This window comes from Streptomyces sp. NPDC020742 (assembly GCF_040641675.1).
Taxonomy (GTDB): Bacteria; Actinomycetota; Actinomycetes; order Streptomycetales; family Streptomycetaceae; genus Streptomyces.
This window is the reverse complement of sequence record NZ_JBFAEA010000003.1, coordinates 212595-231679: the sequence shown is the minus strand read 5'-3', so window position 1 is coordinate 231679 and position 19085 is coordinate 212595. Positions and strand designations below refer to the sequence as shown.

At 74.0% G+C, this 19085-nt stretch carries 16 protein-coding genes; 5 read left to right on the top strand and 11 right to left on the bottom strand.

Features of this window, described 5'->3' with window-relative positions; all coding sequences use genetic code 11:
- Positions 1-131: 131 nt before the first annotated feature.
- Positions 132-1493, bottom strand: a complete 1362-nt coding sequence (locus AB0G84_RS08485; protein WP_361317370.1) for a dipeptidase — start codon at positions 1491-1493, stop codon at positions 132-134.
- A 176-nt stretch (positions 1494-1669) separates the two neighbouring features.
- Between AB0G84_RS08485 and AB0G84_RS08480 the strand changes: the two genes are divergently transcribed.
- Positions 1670-2875 carry a geranylgeranyl reductase family protein gene (locus AB0G84_RS08480; RefSeq protein WP_361317368.1) on the top strand — a complete coding sequence of 402 codons (1206 nt, stop codon included), beginning with the start codon at positions 1670-1672 and terminating at the stop codon, positions 2873-2875.
- Between the two features lie 266 nt (positions 2876-3141).
- Here AB0G84_RS08480 and AB0G84_RS08475 read toward each other — a convergent pair whose 3' ends face one another.
- Both AB0G84_RS08475 and AB0G84_RS08470 read right to left on the bottom strand, forming a co-directional pair.
- The gene (locus AB0G84_RS08475) at positions 3142-3924 is read right to left on the bottom strand and encodes a maleylpyruvate isomerase family mycothiol-dependent enzyme (RefSeq protein ID WP_361317366.1); all 783 of its coding nucleotides are present in this window, start codon (positions 3922-3924) and stop codon (positions 3142-3144) included.
- A 134-nt stretch (positions 3925-4058) separates the two neighbouring features.
- Complete coding sequence (locus AB0G84_RS08470; RefSeq protein WP_361317845.1) at positions 4059-5234, bottom strand: MFS transporter; 1176 nt, start codon at positions 5232-5234, stop codon at positions 4059-4061.
- Here AB0G84_RS08470 and AB0G84_RS08465 point away from each other — a divergent pair.
- Both AB0G84_RS08465 and AB0G84_RS08460 read left to right on the top strand, forming a co-directional pair.
- Positions 5194-5352, top strand: a complete 159-nt coding sequence (locus AB0G84_RS08465; protein WP_361317871.1) for a hypothetical protein — start codon at positions 5194-5196, stop codon at positions 5350-5352. The two genes, AB0G84_RS08470 and AB0G84_RS08465, sit on opposite strands and share 41 nt — an antisense overlap.
- Before the next feature lie 136 nt (positions 5353-5488).
- On the top strand, positions 5489-6709 hold the full coding sequence (locus AB0G84_RS08460) for an ROK family protein (protein ID WP_361317363.1): 1221 nt from the start codon (positions 5489-5491) through the stop codon (positions 6707-6709).
- 160 nt (positions 6710-6869) lie between these two features.
- On the opposite strand, the gene AB0G84_RS08455 is transcribed toward AB0G84_RS08460, so the two are convergent.
- The 5 genes from AB0G84_RS08455 to AB0G84_RS08435 form a co-directional block, all read right to left on the bottom strand.
- Positions 6870-7799, bottom strand: coding sequence for a phosphotriesterase (locus tag AB0G84_RS08455; RefSeq protein ID WP_361317843.1), 930 nt, complete (start codon positions 7797-7799; stop codon positions 6870-6872).
- 86 nt (positions 7800-7885) lie between these two features.
- Positions 7886-8470: a DUF4865 family protein gene (locus tag AB0G84_RS08450; RefSeq protein ID WP_361317360.1), complete on the bottom strand. Its 585-nt coding sequence runs from the start codon at positions 8468-8470 to the stop codon at positions 7886-7888.
- Positions 8471-8569: 99 nt separating this feature from the next.
- Positions 8570-9193 carry a TetR/AcrR family transcriptional regulator gene (locus AB0G84_RS08445; RefSeq protein WP_361317357.1) on the bottom strand — a complete coding sequence of 208 codons (624 nt, stop codon included), beginning with the start codon at positions 9191-9193 and terminating at the stop codon, positions 8570-8572.
- Between the two features lie 210 nt (positions 9194-9403).
- Complete coding sequence (locus tag AB0G84_RS08440; protein ID WP_361317355.1) at positions 9404-9916, bottom strand: ATP-binding protein; 513 nt, start codon at positions 9914-9916, stop codon at positions 9404-9406.
- A 175-nt stretch (positions 9917-10091) separates the two neighbouring features.
- Positions 10092-10379, bottom strand: coding sequence for a hypothetical protein (locus AB0G84_RS08435; protein ID WP_361317353.1), 288 nt, complete (start codon positions 10377-10379; stop codon positions 10092-10094).
- Between the two features lie 322 nt (positions 10380-10701).
- On the opposite strand from AB0G84_RS08435, the gene AB0G84_RS08430 reads away from it, so the two are divergent.
- Positions 10702-11799 carry a PLP-dependent cysteine synthase family protein gene (locus tag AB0G84_RS08430; RefSeq protein ID WP_361317841.1) on the top strand — a complete coding sequence of 366 codons (1098 nt, stop codon included), beginning with the start codon at positions 10702-10704 and terminating at the stop codon, positions 11797-11799.
- Between the two features lie 177 nt (positions 11800-11976).
- On the opposite strand, the gene AB0G84_RS08425 is transcribed toward AB0G84_RS08430, so the two are convergent.
- Positions 11977-12453 (bottom strand): SRPBCC family protein, encoded by a 477-nt coding sequence (locus tag AB0G84_RS08425; RefSeq protein WP_361317350.1) that lies wholly within the window; start codon positions 12451-12453, stop codon positions 11977-11979.
- Positions 12454-12590: 137 nt separating this feature from the next.
- The gene (locus AB0G84_RS08420; RefSeq protein WP_361317347.1) at positions 12591-13436 is read right to left on the bottom strand and encodes a DeoR/GlpR family DNA-binding transcription regulator; all 846 of its coding nucleotides are present in this window, start codon (positions 13434-13436) and stop codon (positions 12591-12593) included.
- A gap of 841 nt (positions 13437-14277) precedes the next feature.
- Between AB0G84_RS08420 and AB0G84_RS08415 the strand changes: the two genes are divergently transcribed.
- Positions 14278-16563: a hypothetical protein gene (locus AB0G84_RS08415; protein WP_361317839.1), complete on the top strand. Its 2286-nt coding sequence runs from the start codon at positions 14278-14280 to the stop codon at positions 16561-16563.
- Here the strand turns inward: AB0G84_RS08415 and AB0G84_RS08410 are convergent.
- The gene (locus AB0G84_RS08410; RefSeq protein ID WP_361317344.1) at positions 16533-18965 is read right to left on the bottom strand and encodes a right-handed parallel beta-helix repeat-containing protein; all 2433 of its coding nucleotides are present in this window, start codon (positions 18963-18965) and stop codon (positions 16533-16535) included. The genes AB0G84_RS08415 and AB0G84_RS08410 overlap by 31 nt on opposite strands.
- Positions 18966-19085 lie beyond the last annotated feature (120 nt).

Genomic DNA, 19085 nt, shown 5'->3' with positions numbered 1-19085 from the left:
TCGTCGTACGTCCCCGGTGGTCGCCGTACGGCCGGCCGGGCGCTCGTACGTACGGCCCCGGGGGCGTCTACCGGCCGGTCCGTCGTCCGTACGGCCCGGCCGGGCGCCCGGCTTGTCTACGTGCCTGCTGCCTACTCGCGGCCCTCCGCGTACCGCTGCAGGAAGAGTGCCTCCGCCAGTGAGAGCCGCTCCAACTCCTCCGGCGAGACGCTCTCGTTGACCGCGTGGATCTGCGCCTCCGGCTCGCTCAGCCCGATCAGCAGGATCTCCGCGTCCGGGTAGAGCCCGGCGAGGGTGTTGCACAGCGGGATCGAGCCGCCCATACCGGACGTCTGCATCTCCGCGCCGTCGTACGCCTCCTGCAGCGCCGCCGCCATCGAGGCGTACGCCGGGCTGCTGGTGTCCGCGCGGAACGGCTGGCCCTGCCCGATCTGCTCGACGGTGACCCGGGCGCCCCACGGGGCGGCGTCCTCCAGGTGCGCGGTCAGCAGCTTGGCCGCCGCCGCCGCGTCGGTGCCCGGCGGCACCCGCAGGCTCACCAGCGCCCGCGCGCCCGCCTGCACGGAGGGGGTGGCGCCGATCACCGGCGGGCAGTCGATGCCCAGCACGGTGACCGCCGGCCGCGCCCAGATCCGGTCCGCGACCGAACCGCTACCCAGCAGCCCGACACCGTCCAGCACCTTGGCGTCCTTGCGGAAGTCCTCCTCCGCGTACTGCAGGCCGTCCCAGGTGGCGTCGGCGGCCAGCCCCGCCACCGTCGTCGAACCGTCCTCCGCGCGCAGCGAGTCCAAGACCCGGATCAGCGCCGCCAGTGCGTCCGGGGCCGCCCCGCCGAACTGGCCCGAGTGCAGATTGCCCTCCAGGGTGTCGACCTGGACCCGCACCAGGGTCATCCCGCGCAGCGTCGCGGTCACGGTCGGCAGCCCGACCCGGAAGTTGCCGGTGTCACCGATGACGATGGCGTCCGCGGCCAGCAGCTCCGGGTGCGCCTCGGCGTACCGCTCCAGTCCGCCGGTGCCCTGCTCCTCCGAACCCTCCACGATCACCTTGACGTTGACCGGCACCCCGCCGTGCTCCTTGAGCGCGCGCAGCGCCGTCAGGTGCATGATCAGGCCGCCCTTGCAGTCCGCGGCGCCGCGGCCGTACCAGCGGCCGTCCCGCTCGGTCAGCTCGAACGGCGGGGAGACCCAGGCGGCTTCGTCCAGCGGCGGCTGCACGTCGTAGTGCGCGTAGAGCAGCACCGTGGGGGCGCCGGCGGGGCCGGGCAGGAAGCCGTATACGGACTGGGTGCCGTCCGGGGTGTCCAGCAGCGCCACGTCCTGGAAGCCGTCCGACCGCAGTGCCTCGGCGATCCAGTCGGCGGCCGCCTCACACTCGCTCTTGGGGAACTGGGCCGGATCGGCCACCGACTTGAAGGCCACCAGTTCGGCCAGCTCGGTCCTGGCGCGGGGCTGCAGTGCGGCGACGGTCTGCGCGAGCGGGCTGTCAGACATGGAACGCTCCTTGTGGGCGCGGCGTTGTGAGATACGGGCCGTCCGATGGTGTGAGCCGGACGAGCCGGACGTACGCAAGAGTGCCACCGATCTTCCCACAGGCCGTCCGCCGAGGAGCGGCCCGTAGGATGCGGGCGGTACGCGCAGCCAGCCATCGAACGGGAGCAGTAGCACAGGTGAGCAGCGAGCGGGCAGCGGAGGACGAGCAGCAGGTGTGGGACGTCGTGGTGGTGGGCGCGGGGCCGGCGGGCGCCTCGGCCGCGCACGCCGCGGCCTGTACGGGACGCCGGGTGCTGCTCCTGGAGAAGGCGCAGCTCCCGCGCTACAAGACCTGCGGCGGAGGCATCATCGGCCCCTCGCGGGACGCGCTGCCGCCCGGCTTCGAGTTGCCGCTGCGCGACCGGGTGCACGCGGTGACCTTCTCGCTCAACGGACGGCTGGCCCGTACCCGCCGTTCCAAGAACATGCTGTTCGGGCTGATCAACCGTCCCGAGTTCGACGCCCGGCTGGTGGAGGCGGCCAAGGACGCCGGCGCCACGGTCCGTACCGGCGTCACCGTCTCACGGGTCGAGCAGCACGGCGCCGAGGTGCCGGACCGACGGACCGTCGCGGTGGTGTTGGGCGACGGCGAGGTGCTGCTGGCGCGCGCGGTGGTCGGCGCGGACGGCAGTGCCGGCCGGATAGGAGCACATGTCGGCGTCAAGCTCGACCAGGTCGACCTCGGCCTGGAGGCGGAGATCCCGGTGCCCGCGCCGGTCGCCGAGGACTGGGCGGGCCGGGTGCTCATCGACTGGGGCCCGCTGCCGGGCAGCTACGGCTGGGTCTTCCCCAAGGGCGACACCCTCACCGTCGGTGTGATCTCCGCACGTGGCGAGGGCGCGGCGACCAAGCGCTATCTGGAGGACTTCATCGGCCGCCTGGGCCTGGCCGGCTTCGAACCGAGCATCTCCTCGGGGCATTTGACGCGCTGCCGCGCCGACGACTCGCCGCTCTCCCGCGGCCGGGTCCTGGTGTGCGGCGACGCGGCCGGACTGCTGGAGCCGTGGACGCGGGAGGGCATCTCCTTCGCGCTGCGCTCCGGGCGGCTCGCCGGCGAGTGGGCGGTGCGGGTCTCCGAGGCGCATGACGCCGTCGACGCCCGCCGCCAGGCGCTCAATTACGCCTTCGCCATCAAGGCGGGCCTGGGCGTGGAGATGGGCGTCGGCCGCCGGATGCTCAAGATCTTCTCCCGCCGCCCCGGCCTGCTGCACGCCACCCTCACCGGCTTCCGTCCGGCCTGGCTCATCTTTGCGAAGATCACCCGGGGGACGACGACCCTCGGCGAGATCGTCCGCACGAGTGGGTTGGCCCGCCGGGCGATGGAGGCCATGGACCGGGCGTGAGGGGCGGCCGTCCGGTCGGGTGTCCTTGGGGCGCCGGGCTGTCGGGACGGCACCATGCCGCCGTGACACGGGGCCGTGGACGCCTCGGCCCCGCACACGTCGGCCCGCACGCATCGGCCCGCACCCGGTAGGTGCGGGCCATCCCTTCGATCTCTGGCGTCGGCCCGCACGCGTCGGCACGCGTCGGCCCGTACAGGTCACCCTGGCACGCGTCCGCCCCGCAGCCGTCGGTCCCGCAGACGTAGGCCCCGCATGCCGCCGCGCGCTCAGATGCCCGCGCGCTCCCGCCACAGATCGATCAGCGCCGGGTCTCCGGTGACCGTCATCGCGTCCCACGGCAGGCGGTTCCACAGCGCGAGGTAGAGCTCCTCGGCCGGGCCCTCGATCGTGCAGTCGGCCGGCTTCGCGGCGTCCGCGGCGGCCTCGCCGGCGTCGGCACCGGAGCCCGGGACGGGCGTGCGCACCGTACGCGGCGTGGCGTCGGAGAGGTGGACGGTCCACTCGGCGCCGCGGGCGTTGGTGGTCCGCACCCGGAGCGTACGGGGCACCTCCGTACGCAGCTGGCTGCGCTCGAGGGAGTGCAGGCCCGTCAGGAGTTCGTCGATGCCGTCGGCGGCGAAGGCGGCGGGCAGCGGGGTCAGGGAGGCGCCGGCGGCCTGCTGGGCGTCGACACGGTGCACGGACGTCTCGTGGGCCTGGCGGCGGGCCCAGAAGGCCAGCGGCGACGGCGCGGGCAGGAAGCTCCAGGCCGCCAGGTCCCGCGGGGCGGCGTGCAGCGCCAGGACGAGCTCGTGGTGACCCTCGCGCAGCCAGTCGACCAGCTGGTCGTCGGACAGTTCCGGTGCTGCGTCCGGCCGGGTGGGCTGCTGTGCCCCCTGTGTCACGGTCCTCGCCGCCCAGCGGTGGACCCGCCCGACGTGGGTGAGCAGGTCCCGCACCTGCCAGTCGGGACACGCCGGGATCGTGGCGTCCAGGCCCGCCTCCTCGGCGGCGTCTGCGAGCAGGCCCCCGTCCAGTCGCAGCGTTTCGACGAACTCAGTGATCTCCATGGTCACGAGTGTGCCAGCCGCCACTGACAGCCGGCCGCGGCGGGGCTGCCCCGCGGCCGGCGGCGCTCCGTGTCAGGACCGCCGGGCAGGGTGCGCCCGCTGTGCCCCGAACGCCGGGCGTGCCCCTCGCCGTGTCACGGCCGCCCGGTACGGTGCGCCCCGCGGGTGGCGTACGCGATGCCGGCCGCGACCGCGGCGAGCAGCGCGAGGGTGGTCAACGCGACGGGCAGGCCGCAGGCCTCGGAGAGGAACCCGATGGCCGGCGGGCCGAGCAGCATGCCCCCGTAGCCGATCGTCGAGGCCACGGCGACGCCGTCCGAGCCGCCGGTCTCGCCGGCCCGGGCGATGGCGATCGGGAAGATGTTGGCGAGCCCCAGCCCGGCGACGGCGAAGCCCAGGCAGGCCGCGCCCGCGCTCGGGGCGAGCGCGCCGAGCAGCAGGCCGGCGGCCGCCGTCGTACCGCCGGCGATCAGGGCCCGGGTGGGTCCGAAGCGCTGCACCACGGCCGTTCCCGACAGCCGGCCCGCGGTCATCGCCAGCGCGAACACCGCATAGCCGGCGGCGGCCAGGCCGGGCCCGGCGGCCAGGTCCTGCGACAGGTGCAGCGCGCCCCAGTCGGCCAGCGCCCCCTCGCCGTACGCGGTGCACAGGGCGATGAGGCCGAAGACGGCCACCAGACGCCGTCGTCGGCCCGGTGCGGCGGCCCCCGGCTCGTCCTCTTCCGCCGTTTCGTCCTCCGCCGGCAGCCGCTCCGGCACGGACGGAGCCGGGTGGGTGTGCAGGGTGCGTCCTGCAACGGCCGTCGCCAGCAGGCCGATACCGGAGAGCAGCGACAGGTGGACGGTGGGGGAGAGGTGGCCCGCGACCAGTCCGCCGAGCCCGGCGCCGAGCATGCCGCCGAGGCTGAAGGCGGCGTGGAAGCTGGGCATCACGGGCCGCCGTAGCGCGGCGATGAGGTCCACCGCGGCGCTGTTCATCGCGACGTTGAGGGAGCCGTACGCGGCGCCGAAGACCAGCAGGACCAGGCCCAGCGCGGTGGCGGAGCGGGTGAGCGGCGGCAGCAGGATGCTCAGGGCGAGGGCGACGGCGGAGGCCGTGGTCACGGCGTGGCTACCGAACCGCCGGCAGAGCCGTCCGGTGAGCAGCATGAAGGCGACCGCGCCGGCCGACACGCCGAGCAGGGCGAGCCCCAGGGCGCCCGCCCCGGCGCCGGTCTGCGCCTTGATCGCGGGGATGCGGACGACCCACCCGGCGAAGAGGAAGCCGTCCATGGCGAAGAATGCGGTGACGGCGATGCGCAGCCGGGTCAGTTGGGCCGACTGGTCCGACCGGGGCGACCCGGCAGGCGGGGCCGAGTGGGCCGACCGGGGACGGGCATCGGAGCCGGAGCGAGAGGTGAGGTCGGAGGCGGAGTCGGGTGGGGAGTGAAGAGAGGAGTCGGGTGGGGTGTGGGCCTGGGCGTGGGGTCGGGTGCGGGGGTGTCGATCGGCAGTGACGGAGCCGAGGTCCCCCGTAAGGACCCTCCGTATTTTGTTTAACATCGGCACAAAGTCAGAATAGAGGTGTGACCCAGACTCGGACAACCAGGTTGGACCGCGGCCGTGGTGCCCTCGGACCAGCACTGGAGCTTGTACACACCGGACGCGCGCCCACCCGTGCGGTCCTGACCTCCGAACTCGGTGTGACCCGCGCCACCGCGGGCGCGGTGGCCGCCGAGCTCGAAGCGCTCGGCCTGATCACCGTCGATTCCCGGCCCACCGCTTCGGCGGGCTCCCAAGGGCGGCCCTCCCACCGGCTGTTCGTCGACGAGAACGGCCCGGTCGTGCTCGCCGCACAGATCCACGCCGACGGGTACCGGGCGGCCCTGGTCGGACTCGGCGGCCGCATCGTGGCGACCGCGCCCGGCTGTGGCACCATCCCCGCCGACCCGGCGGACGTACTGGCCGAGGTCGTGGCGGCCGGTGCCGCGCTGCTGCACGGGACCGGCCGGCGCTGCCTGGGCGCCGGGCTCGCGGTCCCCTCCGCCGTCGCCGAACCGGACGGCGAGGCCCTCAACCCGCTCCACCTGGCCTGGCCCCCGGGCGCACCGGTGCGCGCACTCTTCCGGCAGGCGCTCGCCGACGCCGGCCTCCCGGGCGTCACCGAGGCGATCGGTTTCACCGGCAACGATGTCAACCTCATGGCGCTCGCCGAACACCGCCACGGCGCCGGTCGCGGCGCCCGCGATCTGCTCTGTGTGGCCTCCGGGCACCGGGGCGTCGGTGGCGCGCTGGTCCTCGACGGGCGGCTGCACAGCGGCAGTTCGGGCCTGGCCCTGGAGGTCGGCCATCTGACCGTCAACCCCGAGGGCGCGGCCTGCCACTGCGGCAGTCGCGGCTGCCTGGACGTCGAGGCGGACCCGCTCGCCTTCCTTGTCGCGGCTGGCCGCGAACCGGGCCCCGAGGTCTCGCTGCTCCAGCAGGCCGCCGACCTGCTGCGGGACGGTTACGCCGATTCCGCCGTACGCGCCGCGGCCGACCTCCTCATCGACCGGCTCGGCCTCGGTATCGCCGGGCTCGTCAACATCCTCAACCCGGACCGCATCATCCTGGGCGGGTTGCACCGCGCCCTGCTGGAGGCGGACCCGGAGCGGCTGCGCGCGGTGGTCGCCGACCGCAGCCTGTGGGGCCGCAGCGGCGGGGTGCCGATCCTGCCCTGCAGCCTCGACCACAACAGTCTGGTGGGCGCAGCGGAGTTGGCCTGGCAGCCGGTGCTGGACGATCCGCTGGTGGTACTCGACCGGTAGCGGGGCGGGCGGGACGGGCCGGACGGGACGGGCCGAGCCGGTGGGGGAGGGGGACGGTGACGGGAACGGTCCCCTGCGGCGGTGGGGCCGGGGGTGGCGGAGCGGAGCGCGGTTCCCGGTGGCGGTGACGGTGGCGGAGCGGGGCCGCCTGGGCAGGTCCTCAGCTCCCGGTGGCCGGTCGTGGCCACCGGGCGGCGAAGGCCCGCGCCGGATTGGCCGTCAGGAATCGCGTCACCAGGTCTTCCCCCAGGGCGAGTTCGAGCCGCCGACGGTGGCGGCCCAGCAGATACGGCATACCGGGGCCGCCGTTCACCGAGCGGGCACCGGCCGTCGTGGTGTCCCCGCCGAGCAGGATCCGGTCGCCAAAGCCCGCCCCGGCGAGCCCGGCCAGCGCATCCGGCAGCCGCCAGTCGGTCGCGTGGTGCGCCCGGGAGGGACCGTCGAAAGCCAGGTACGCCCCGGACTCCGCGGCCATCCGGTGCACCACCGGATCCGGGGAGCGGTTGAGGTGGCCGAGGACCACCCGGTCCGGCGCGACCCCCAACGCGCCGCAGAGCAGGTCGAGTACGTCCAGTGCGCCGGTGCCCAGCTCCAGGTGGACACCGATGGCCGCTCCGGTGGCGTGCTGGGCCTCGGCCGCCGCCGCCATCGTGTAGCGGGCGTGCCGGTCCAGGCCGTGGAATCCCCCCGCCACTTTGATCATTCCGGCGCGTACCCCCGTGGCGCCGATCTCCTCGGTCAGCTCGGTGACGAACACCCCGGCAAGGTCGGGTCGGACCCGCTCCAGCACCGCGGGCGCATAGTGCACCGCCTGGTGCAGCCCGGTGGCCGCCACGATCGTCACCCCCGACTCCTGTGCGAGCCGCGGCAGTTCGGCGGCGCCGCGGCCCATGCCGTACGGCGTCCACTGGACCACCGCGGCGCCGCCCGCCCGGTGGAAGGCGGCCAGCTCCGCGGCCGCCGCAACGGGATCGGCCAGCTCCTCGCCCGGCAGGCGGGGGCTGCGCAGGAAGAGGTGGTCATGGGCGTCGCAGACGCCGAGGTCCGCCGGGGCGATATCGCCCAGCACCGTACGGACGGTCGGCGCCACCGGCGCGGGCTCCCCCGCCCCGGGGGACCCGGACGTCCGCCCCACCGCGGCGGCGGGGTCCGGCTCCACCGGGCTTCCCGAGGCGCTCACCACTGCTGACCCGCCCTCAGTCGGTCCATGCCCGGTGCGGACAGGTGCAGCACCTGATAGCGGTCACCGGCCTCCTCCGGGACGGCATCCGTCCAGAGGGTGAAGTGGACCAGCTCCCACCGGCTCGGATCGAGCGCCAGCGAGGTGGAGTGGACGCCGTCCGTGGCGGCCAGCCGCTCGTGCCTGGCCACCGCGGCGGTGACGGCGGTGTCCGGATCGGCTCCCTCGGCGAGGCGCTCGGTGCGCCGTGAAAAGGCACCGGGACGGCGGTGCGCGGCCGGGCCGGGCCGATGGAACAGCCCCTGCCAGTGCTGGACGACCGGCCGCCCGAAGTCGCTGATCACACCATGGAATCCGGCACCGAGGAGGAAGCGGCTCATCGCCTCCGGGTCGGCCCAGAGGTAGAACGGCGCGTACTGATGGGCCGGGGCGCCGTCCTTGCCGCGCTCGCGGATTCCGTACGCCTTCAGGCCCAGTCCGGCGAAGTCGTCGAGGAGGTGACCCCGGGTGGCCACACGGCGGCGGATGATCCCCATGTCGTAGTCGGCGGGCAGCGTGATCGCGTACTGCATGGCGTGCATAAGGGGGCTCCAGAGGGTGGGAAGGGGGCTCGGCTCCAGAGAGGTGAGGGGCGGGTTCCGGAGGGGGAGCGGAGCGCCGTGGCGGTGCCCGAGGGAGGGTCAGGCGGACGCCGGGGGTACCGGGGGCGTGGCTTGTGCGGCGAGCAGGGCCAGGACGCCCTGGACGGCGGCGTCAAACGGCGCCGTGGCATCGGCCGCCCGGGCCAGCACATAGCCGCCTTGGACGACCGCCGCGACGGTGGCCGCGGTGGCCACCGGGTCGAGCTCAGCAGCCAGTTCTCCGCGCCGTCGGCCTTCGGTGAGCACCTCGGCGATCCGGCCCCGCAGCCAGCCGAACATCTCGTCCAGCGGTGCGCGCAGCTCGGGGCTGTGCACCACATCGCGGTCCTGGGTCATCCGGCCGATCGGGCAGCCGCGCAGCACCTGCCGCTCGCGCAGCAGATAGGCCGCCACGCGGTCGTACGCCGTACCGGGGCCGCCCAGGCACTCCTCGGCGGTCTGCTGCATCTCCTCCGCGGTGCGCCGGATCGCCGCCAGCGCCAGATCGGCCTTGCCCGAGAAGTGGTGGTACATGCTGCCCTGGCCGACGCCCGCACGCTCCAGGATGGCCTTGGGGCTGGTGCCGACGTAGCCGCGTTCCCAGAGCAGTTCCTGGGTGCTGCGCACCAGGCGTTCCTGAGTGCCGAGCCGTTCCCGGGTGCCGAGTCGTTCCTGAGTGCCCATGGCGGCACTGTACATACTGGTAGTTACAAACCTCAAGGGGAGGGGGTGTCGGTCGGAACGGGGCCCGGTCGCCGGGTACTTCCCACGGGGTGCAGACGAAGTCGGCGCAACGGCGGCGCGACGTGACTGCCGGGCTGGGTGGGGATGCTGGGCTGGGTGGGGATGCTGGGGTGAGCGGGGCCGCCGTGTCCGTCGTGACTGCTCCGCCCGTCAGCCGACCCGCGCGCCCCGCACCCCGGGCGGGGCCCCGGCGTCCGCCGCCGTGCGGAGCTCGTCGAACGGCAGCGACTCCCGGTGTCCGGGGGTCGCTCGGGCCTCTTCGGGGGCGGTGGTGAGGGCCGGAAGGGTGAACCATACGACCTTCCCGCCGCCGTCCGGGCGCACTCCCCAGGTCTCGCTCAGGGCGGCGATCAGCGCCAGTCCGCGCCCACAGGTCTCCCAGGTGCCGGCGGCCCGGACGCAGGGGAGCCGGGGATCCTCGTCGTACACCGAGACCGTCAACTGGTCGAGCAGTACGCTGAGTTCGACGGTGCACTGCTTGCTGGGGCGGGCGTGCCGGTGGACATTGGCGAGCAGCTCGGTCACCCCCAGTGCGGCGGGGTCTATGACGGCGTCGAGCCGCCAGTACCGCAGCTGGGCGGAGATGATTCTGCGCACATGTCCGATGCGAGCCGGGGCGGCTTGGAGCTCCACCGTGCAGTGCCTGCTGGGCTGCCTGATCACGACCGCGACTCCCTGATGAGGTCGGGCGCCCCTCGTATCGGCAGGGGCGAAGATCGGATCCAGCGATGCCCGCCACACCACAGCGTCACCGCTGGTGAACCCTGAGTGATACGAGTTCAGGGTCGGTCAGACGGTGCGCTCCCGCAACCGCACCGGGGCGGCCGGGGGCAGGGTGTCAGGCGCGCGGCGGGCGGGCCGCCTCCAGGGCCTTGAGGAACAGCTCCGGCGTGCCGAGGGTCAGGGAGTACCGGTGCCCGTTGAGTCGGGCGAACGCCCGGTCCCGCGCCGCGAACCGGGGCTTGTGGGCCTGTACGGCGCCCAGCGGGGCGCTGTCGATCTCCGTGCCGTAGCTGGTGAGCAGCGCCAGCCGGCCGTCCTTGATGACGACCTGTCCGGCGTGGGTCAGCGACCGCAGCCACCGCTCGATCCGTACGCCGGTCGCGTTGAACTCCGGTTCCGCCATGGCCGGCACCTCCTCGGTGAAACGGGCAGTTGCCCTTCACCGCCCCTAGGGGGAGTGTGCCGTCACCGCGCCCGGTGCGCCAGTATCCCTGGTGGCCGCCGGCGCATGCCCGAACCGGCGGGGTGCGCAAGGCGCTCGCCCCAGGGACCTCTTGGGGACTCTCAAAGGGATGTTTATGCAGGTGAGAAGGGTGCTGAGGGTGGCTATAGTCGGAAGCGGCCCGGCGGTTCCGTGCGGGCTTCGCCACCCCTGAGGAGCGCCGGTGAGCACCGCACAGCAGCCGCAGAGCCAGCCGGAGGACGAGGCCGCGGGGCGGCCCCCGATGCCGACCGTGGACGTCGACCGCTCGGATCCGGACTACCGCAGCTGGCTGAACGAAGCCGTGCGCAAGGTCCAGGCGGACGCCAACCGCACCGCCGACACCCACCTGCTGCGCTTCCCGCTGCCCGAGCGGTGGGGCATTGACCTCTACCTCAAGGACGAGTCGACGCACCCCACCGGCAGCCTCAAGCACCGGCTGGCCCGCTCGCTGTTCCTCTACGGGCTGTGCAATGGCTGGATCCGCCCCGGCAAACCGGTCATAGAGGCCTCCAGCGGCTCCACGGCCGTCTCCGAGGCGTACTTCGCCTCCCTCATCGGCGTGCCGTTCATCGCGGTGATGCCGGCCACCACCAGCCGCGAGAAGACCCGCCTGATCGAGTTCCACGGCGGCCAGTGCCACCTCGTGGAGGACCCGCGGACGGTCTATGAGGTCTCCGCCCGACTGGCCGCGGAGTCCGGCGGCCACTATATGGACCAGTTCACCTACGCCGAACGGGCCACGGACTGGCGCGGCAACAACAACATCGCCGAATCGATCTACCAGCAGCTGCGGCTCGAGCGCTACCCCGAACCCGCCTGGATCGTGGCCACCGCGGGCACCGGCGGCACCTCGGCGACCATCGCCCGCTACGTCCACTACATGCAGTACGACACCCGGATCTGCGTCCCCGACCCGGAGAACTCCTGCTTCTTCGACGGCTGGCTCACCGGCGACGAGGGCACCGGCTGCGCCACCGCCTCCCGGATCGAGGGCATCGGGCGGCCCCGTATGGAGCCGAGCTTCGTGCCCGGCGCCATCGACCGGATGATGAAGGTCCCGGATGCCGCCAGCATCGCCGCCGTGCGCGCCTTGGAGGCGGCGATCGGCCGGAAGGCCGGCGGCTCGACGGGGACGGGGCTGTGGAGCGCGCTGAAGATCGTCGCGGAGATGGTCGCCGAGGGCCGTACGGGATCCGTCGTCACGCTCCTCTGTGACCCCGGTGACCGCTACCTCGACAAGTACTACTCCGATGAGTGGCTGGCGGCCCAGGGGCTGGACATCGCGCCGTACGCGCGCACCCTCGACCAGTTCCTGACCACCGGCGCCTGGCCGGCCTGAGCACGGGTACGGGCACCGGACGTCGGAGCCCAGAGTCGGAGCCGGGGCTGGAGCGGGCGGCCGGGCCGGGGGCGGATGTCGGCGCCGGAAGCCGAAGGCCGGGGGCGGCACCGGCGGGCATGGCGTGGCGTAGCACGGTGTGGTGCGGCACGGCGGGGCAAGGCCGGGTGGCGGGGTTCAGGCCGGGCCGAGGCGCCGGTCCAGTGCCCGTACGGACTCCCGGAAGGCGCGGCCGAGGCCCGGCCTGGCGAGGGTCATCACCCAGCGGAACGGGGCCGGGCCGTCCGCCGCGAAGATCCACCGCAGCCGGGTGCCACCGTCCGTGGGCGTCAGCCGCCAGTCCTCCAACAGGGCTTGCAGGCCCGGGGTGTTGGTGGAAGTGTCGACCCGGTAGGCGTAGTGCGCGGCGGGCTCGGCGGCAAGCACGGTCTCGGTGAAGCGGGTGCCGCCCGTGAGCCGCACCTCTCGGCCGTGGCCCCCGTGCGTCGGGGCTGCCCGGGCCACGCCCGTGAACCAGCTCGACCACCCCGCCACATCGACCGCCAGAGCCGCGTACACCGCCTCCGGTGGCGCGGCCACCTCGGCGGCGAAGATCAGCCGCAGCGGGGCGGACTCGACGAAGTCCAGTTCGACGGGGCGGAGTCGGCGTGCCATGGGATGTGCACCCCCTGCGGGACGGTCGGCGGCCGGGTTCTGCCGGCGCGCCGCCCACCCTAGCTGACGTACCGTCAGCTGTCTGCTCTCTGCCCAGGAGCGGGACTTCGCGGCGGGGCCTCACGTCCCGCTCGGCGTCAGAGCTCGGTGTCCAGCGGCGGTTCGCCGGCCACCACAAGCTCCGGCGGCAGTTCGGCGAACTCCGCGCGCGCCTCTGCGGGCAACCCCGAGTCCGTCACCAGGACATCGACCTCGTCCAGCGTCGCGAACGAACTCAGCCCGACCGTGCCCCACTTGGTGTGGTCGGCGACCACCACCACCCGCCGAGCGGACCGTACGAAGTGCCGGTTGGTCTCGGCCTCCGCCAGGTTCGGCGTCGACAGCCCGGCCTCCACCGATATTCCGTGCACCCCGAGGAAGAGCACGTCGAAGTGGAGCGACCGGATCGCGGCATCCGCCACCGGGCCCACGAGCGTGTCCGACGGCGTACGCACCCCGCCGGTCAGCACCACCGTCGCGGCCCCGGCGCGCGGTCCGCCGCCACCACTGGCCGCGGCCCGCTGCGCGGTGTAGAACACATCGGCCACCCGCACCGAATTGGTGACGACCGTCAGATCCGGGACGTCCAGCAGCTGCTGCGCCAGCGCGAACGCGGTGGTCCCGCCCGCCAACGCGATGGCGCTGCCCGGGGCGGCCATCTGCGCCGCTGCCTTGGCGATGTCCTCCTTGGCGCTCAGCTCCAGCGACGACTTCGCCTCGAAGCCCGGTTCATGCGCGCTCGGCTCACTGACCGGCACCGCGCCGCCGTGCACCTTCTCCACCATGCCCTGACGCGCCAGCGCGTCCAGATCGCGACGGACCGTCATGTCCGACACGCTCAGCTTGCGGGTGAGCTCATTGACCCGTACCCCGCCGCGCCTCCTGACCTCGTCGAGAATCAGGGCACGCCGCTGCTCCGCAAGGAGGTTCTGGTTGTCGCTCACCCCGGCCCGTCCCTTCTGCCCGGCTCGCCACGTCGGGTCGTCTGCGCCGGCCACTGCCTGCGATCACTGGTTCACTCATCCTCGCACGAGCCACCGACAGCGACCCCGCGCACGTGACGCACCGCGCAGCGTCGGGTCCGGCGGTGGCGCGTACCTCTACCGGTGCCCCTTCAGGTGCCCCCGTGACGGCCTCCGGCCCCTTCCGCCGTCGTGGCGCCCTCCGGGCAGGCCGGACGGCTGTCCGGCGGGTACGTGTCACCCCTCCGACGTCGCCCCTCCTGCGTCGCCCGCCTCCGGCCTCTTCGGCTCTCCGGCCTCTCCGTGCTGCGCCGCCCTGGGGAGCGTCCCCGGCCCCGGTGGTCCGTACGTACGATCCGTCACCTCCGTCACCGAGGCGCGCTGGAACTGCCCCCGTGCGGCAGGAGACAATCCCTGCGGCGCCGGGCCGTCATGCACCGCAGTACCACGACCACCCATGACCCGTGCGCTGCACCACAGGCGCCAGACGACCATCGGGGGAGAGCCAGTGGACACCGCAGAACCGACACCGCACGCCCGGACAGCCGGACACGACGAGCCCCAGCGCCCGCCGGAGCCTCCGGAGGGCGACGCAAGGCTCACAGACACCACAACGGACGCGGCAGCAGGCAGCGCAGGACACGCCGCAGCAGGCACCGCTGCACCTGCCACGGTGGACACCACAGCGGCAGGAAGTGCCTTATCCAGACGCACGGATGACGAACCCTCACCTACCGCGCCAACGGCCCCGGCTCCCGCTCCCGCTCCCCAGCTCTCCCTGGAGCTGCTGGTGCACGGCGTCGGCGGCACCACCGCGCAGGAGATGCTCGGCGATCCGCGCGTCCAGCTGATCACGGGCGACGACACCGCCGCCTGCTACCGCCGTACCGACGACGCCGACGCCGAGGAGCGGCCCGGGGACTACCGGGACGAGCCGGTGCGGGAGGCCTACTGCTGGTCCAACCTCACCTCGGGCAACGGGGCCCGCGCCCTCTGGCTGGTCCTGCTGCCTTTCATGGTCGCCAACCTCGCCCACTGGATGCGGCCCGCCGCACCGGCCGACCACCGGGCCCAGCGGATCTACGACCTGCTGGTGCGCCTCCTCGCCCTCACCCTCACCGTGCTGCTCGCCGCCGCGGCCTGCGAGGTCGCCCTCGACCTCACGGCCTGGCAGTGCGCCGGCACCCCGGTCTGCGCCGACGGCAAGTCCTGGCTGGGCTGGCTCAGCCCCGACAGCGGCGGCTGGTGGAGCAGCCCCGGCCGTCGCCTGGCGCTCGCCGCCGTGGTGCCGCTGCTCGTCATCGGCTTCCTGTCGTGGCTCTCGCACCGCACCTGGAGCGCGTACGAGTCGGCCTCCCCGCCGCCCCGCGAGCCCGGCAGCTCCCGCTACACCCCGCACGAGGAGCGGACCGCGCTCAGCCTGCAGGGCTTCTGGTACGGCCGCCGGCTGGTCGCCCGGCTGCGTGCCGCACACACCACGGCGGGCCTGCTGACCATCGCCGTGGTGCTGCTCGCCGCCGGCGCCAAGGCCGACCGGAACACCGGCGTCCCCACCGCGCTCGCGGTCACCGGGCGGGCCCTGACCGCCCTGGTGGTCCTGCTCGCCGCGGTCACCCTCGTCGTGGTGTGGCGCACCGCGCGCAGCGAGGCCGCGCCGGACGACGACTCCGACCACCTGGTGGTGCGCACCCTGCCGTTCGCCGCGTTCGGGGTGCTGGTCCTGGTGGCGGTGCACAGCGGCTGGGTCCGTCCGGAGGCGCACAGCCGTGGTCCGCTGCCCGGCGCCGCCGCGTTCGGCGGGATCGCGGTCCTCCAGGGCGTCCTGGTACTGGCGCTGGCGGTGACCGCCTGGGTCCTGCAGCGCGCCGCCCGCGATGACGCGCGGACCGCCCTGCGCGGCATGGGCGGCCCCGCCGTCGCCCTGCTGGCGTGTGCGGTCGGCGGGGTGCTGTCCGGGGGAGTGGCACAGCGGTTCGCGGACTGGATGGACGGCGGCGCGACCCCGGGCCAGGCGCACGCCCCGATCCCCGGCCCTCCGGTCCTGCTGTCCTGGCAGGCGTCCGTGATCCCCGTGCTGCTGGTCGTCGTGGTGCTCGTCATCGTGCTCGCCGCGGTCCGGGTGGTGATCGTCAGGAAGCGGGTCGCCCAGGACGTGCCCGGGCTCTACGACCCGCGGGAGCGGCCCGACGCCCGCCGTACCGAGCGGATCGCCGGCACCATCGCCCGGGCCGGCCTCACCGACGCGGCGCCCGTACTGATCGCGGCCACCTCCGCGGTCACCCTGGTGCTGGGCGCTGGCGCGGTGGCCGGCGCCTGGCTCACCGACCGGGCACCGGGCCGCGCCACCGCCGGCGCCTCGCCGGTCGTGCACGCCGCCGCCGAGACCGCCGAGTCCCTCGGCTCCTGGCTGATGGGCGCCGGCGTCATACTGCTGATCGCCATGGGACGGCGCGCCTACCGGGACCACTCCGCCCGCCGCACCATCGGCATCCTGTGGGACGTCGGCACGTTCTGGCCGCGCGCCGCCCACCCGTTCGCCCCGCCCTGCTACGCGGAGCGGGCGGTGCCCGACCTCACCTGGCGGATGGCCACCTGGACCGAGCGGTTCGACGGCCGGCTGGTGATCTCCGGGCACTCGCAGGGCAGCGTGCTGGCGGCCGCCGCCGTGTGGCAGCTGGACCTGGTCACCCGCAGCCGGGTGGCGCTGCTGACGTACGGCAGCCCGCTGGAGCGCCTCTACGGGCGCTGGTTCCCCGCGTTCTTCGGGCCGCCCGCGCTGACCGGACTGCACCGCGAGATGGACGACTGGCGCAACCTGTGGCGCTTCACCGACCCCATCGGCGGGCCGATCCGGCTCACCTGTGAGGACGGACGCCGGATCGACGAGGGGCCGCTGCGGGACCCGCTGGCCTTCGGGCGCACCCTGTACGACCCGCTGCCCGCGCAGATCCTGGGCCACGGCGACTACCAGGCCGACCCGGTCTTCGGCGCGGTACGGGCCGAGCTGATCGCCCGGCTCGCACCGCAGGTGCCGGGTCAGCCCGGCCCCGCCGACGCGTGCCCGGGCGACCGTGCGGCTCAGGGGAGTTCGGGCAGGTCGTCCGCGTAGAGGAGGCTGAGGTCGTCGGTGCTCGGGTCGGTCAGCTGTGCCACCCGGCCCGCGTGCCGCTCGACCATCGCCTCGAACGTCTGGCGCGCGGTACGGCCGTTACCGAAGGAGGCGCCCTTGGGGAGCGCGGTGAAGTACTTCAGCAGCGCCTCGCCGGCGCCCTCGGCGAGGCGGTACTCGTGCTCCTCGCCCTGCTGCTCGACGATCCGCAGCAGCTCCTCGGGCGCGTAGTCGCCGAAGGTGATGGTGCGGGAGAAGCGGGACGCCACACCGGGGTTGACGGCGAGGAAGCGCTCCATCTCCGTGGTGTAGCCGGCGACGATCACCACCACGGCGTCCCGGTGGTCCTCCATCAGCTTCACCAGGGTGTCGATGGCCTCCTTGCCGAAGTCTCGGCCGGAGTCCTCGGGGGAGAGGGCGTACGCCTCGTCGATGAAGAGCACCCCGCCGCGCGCCCGGTCGAACGCCTCCTGGGTGCGGATCGCGGTGGAGCCGATGTGCTCGCCCACCAGGTCCACCCGGGAGACCTCGACCAGGTGCCCGCGCTCCAACACCCCCAGGGACGCCAGGATTTCGCCGTAGAGGCGGGCCACGGTGGTCTTGCCGGTGCCGGGGGAGCCGGTGAACACCAGGTGGCGGCGGACGGAGGCGGCCTTCAGACCCGCCTCCTGGCGCCGGCGGCCCACCTCGATCATGTTGATCAGGCTGCGCACCTCGCGCTTGACGCTCTCCAGCCCCACGAGGGTGTCCAGTTCGCCCAGCACCTCGTCGGACGGCCGGCTGCTGACCGCCGGCTCGGGGGCCGCCGTGACCGCCTGCGGCGGGGTCTGCGCCGGTACGCCGCCCAGCAGCCCGGCGGTCTGCGTCGCATGCTGCACCGCGGGCGCCGTGGCGCCCGCGGACGGCGCCGGCAGCGACCGGCTCTCGTCACTGGTGCAGTCCTGGACCGTCGGCCCGTCGCCCTGCCCGGCGCCGCTGTCGGCGAACTCGTAGCCGCCGCGCGCGCACCGCTCGGTGCGGCACCGCGTCAGCGTCGTACGGCAGCCGTCGATCACATGGAAGCCGAAGCCGGAGCTGCCGGTGACCCGGCAGCCGTGGAAGGTGCCGCGGCCCTCCGCCGAGACGTAGAACCCGGCCTCCAGGGGGGAGCCGACCGTGCAGCCCTCGATGGTGGGGTCCGCGCCCTTGGTGACGATCACCCCGGTCTGTGCCCCGTCGATGGTGCAGTTGGCGAGGGTGCCGCCGCTGCCGTGGTCGCGGAACCACGCCCCGGTCGCCGCGTCCCGGATCCGGCAGTCGTCCAGCTGCACCGTGGCCCCGTCGCTCACCGACACCGCGGTGTTGCGGACCTGGGCGAGGTCGCAGTCGACGACGTCCGCACGGGACCCGCGGTCCAGTACGAACAGGGCGTCCGGGACGTCGTGCACCCGCGTGGCGTCCAGGACGGCGGTGGCGCCGTCGCTGACCCACACCGCCGGGTAGTCGCCCGTACTGTCGTGGATCTCGCACTGGTTGGCGTCCACCCGGGTGCCCGGGTCCCAGACGGACAGCCCGTTGCGCCCGAAGTGCCGCACCGTGCTGCGGGTCAGCGTCAGCACCGAACGGGACCGCAGGTCGACCGCGTTCTCCGGGATGTCGTGGATGTCGCAGTCGGCGAGGGTGAGGACCGCGTCGGTGTCCAGGGTGACGCCGTCGGCGGAGGTGCGGTGCACCGTGCAGTCGGTGAGGTGGCCGGTGGCCCGTGCGGCCACCTGGATCCCCGCCCCCTTGATCTCGTAGAGCTCGCAGCTCACCGCCTCGACCGCGCTGCCCTCGCCGTTGACCGACAGGCCGGCGCCCGAGGCGTGGTGGACCTTGCAGTTCTCCAGCCGCGGATGGGCGCCGCCGCGCACCGCCACCCCGGCCTGCCCGGCGGCCACCACCTCGCACTCCTCGAAGAGGCCGCCGGCCCCGTCCAGGACGCTGATGCCCACTCCGCCGGCGTTGTCGACCGTGCAGCGCCGCACCGTCGGGCGGGCGCCGCCGCGCACCTCGATGCCGGACGCGGAGCGGGTCACCACCCGCAGCCCGGTCAGCTCGGGGGCGCCGTCCTCCACCAGCAGCGCGGGCGCCGCGGAGTCGGTGGCCTCCAGATGCAGATCGTGGACGGTGGCCGAGGCCCGTATCGTCAGCGCGACGCCGTCGGCCGGCGCGATCCGCACCGAGCCGCGCGAGCCGTCGGGACCGCGTAGCGTCACCGCGCGCTGCAGCACCAGGTTCTCCCGGTAGGTACCGGCCGGCACGGTCAGCACATCACCGTCCCCGGCGGCCTCCAGGGCTGCGGCGAGCGAGCTGTACTCCCCCGTGCGGCGCCGCCACCGCGATGTTCCGGAGTGCGTCACCTGGACCGAGCCCTGTGCCATGGCGCTGTCGTGCCCCCACCTCGTGCGGCTGATGTCGGCCCGGCAACCATCCGTCCGCAGATGTCCGCATGGGGGTTCCCCGGGCCCCAGCCGGGAGGCTGGGGGCACCACCGTAGCGCG

Excerpts from the sequence above, each read along its gene's own strand:
- AB0G84_RS08430 (WP_361317841.1), top strand. The coding sequence starts at position 10,702 with ATGCCGACCGTGGACGTCGACCGCTCGGATCCGGACTACCGCAGCTGG.
- AB0G84_RS08475 (WP_361317366.1), bottom strand. The coding sequence starts at position 3,924 with ATGGAGATCACTGAGTTCGTCGAAACGCTGCGACTGGACGGGGGCCTG.
- AB0G84_RS08435 (WP_361317353.1), bottom strand. The coding sequence starts at position 10,379 with ATGGCGGAACCGGAGTTCAACGCGACCGGCGTACGGATCGAGCGGTGG.
- AB0G84_RS08425 (WP_361317350.1), bottom strand. The coding sequence starts at position 12,453 with ATGGCACGCCGACTCCGCCCCGTCGAACTGGACTTCGTCGAGTCCGCC.
- AB0G84_RS08450 (WP_361317360.1), bottom strand. The coding sequence starts at position 8,470 with ATGCACGCCATGCAGTACGCGATCACGCTGCCCGCCGACTACGACATG.
- AB0G84_RS08415 (WP_361317839.1), top strand. The coding sequence starts at position 14,278 with ATGCTCGGCGATCCGCGCGTCCAGCTGATCACGGGCGACGACACCGCC.
- AB0G84_RS08445 (WP_361317357.1), bottom strand. The coding sequence starts at position 9,193 with ATGGGCACTCAGGAACGACTCGGCACCCGGGAACGGCTCGGCACTCAG.
- AB0G84_RS08485 (WP_361317370.1), bottom strand. The coding sequence starts at position 1,493 with ATGTCTGACAGCCCGCTCGCGCAGACCGTCGCCGCACTGCAGCCCCGC.
- AB0G84_RS08410 (WP_361317344.1), bottom strand. The coding sequence starts at position 18,965 with ATGGCACAGGGCTCGGTCCAGGTGACGCACTCCGGAACATCGCGGTGG.
- AB0G84_RS08465 (WP_361317871.1), top strand. The coding sequence starts at position 5,194 with ATGGCGAAGAATGCGGTGACGGCGATGCGCAGCCGGGTCAGTTGGGCC.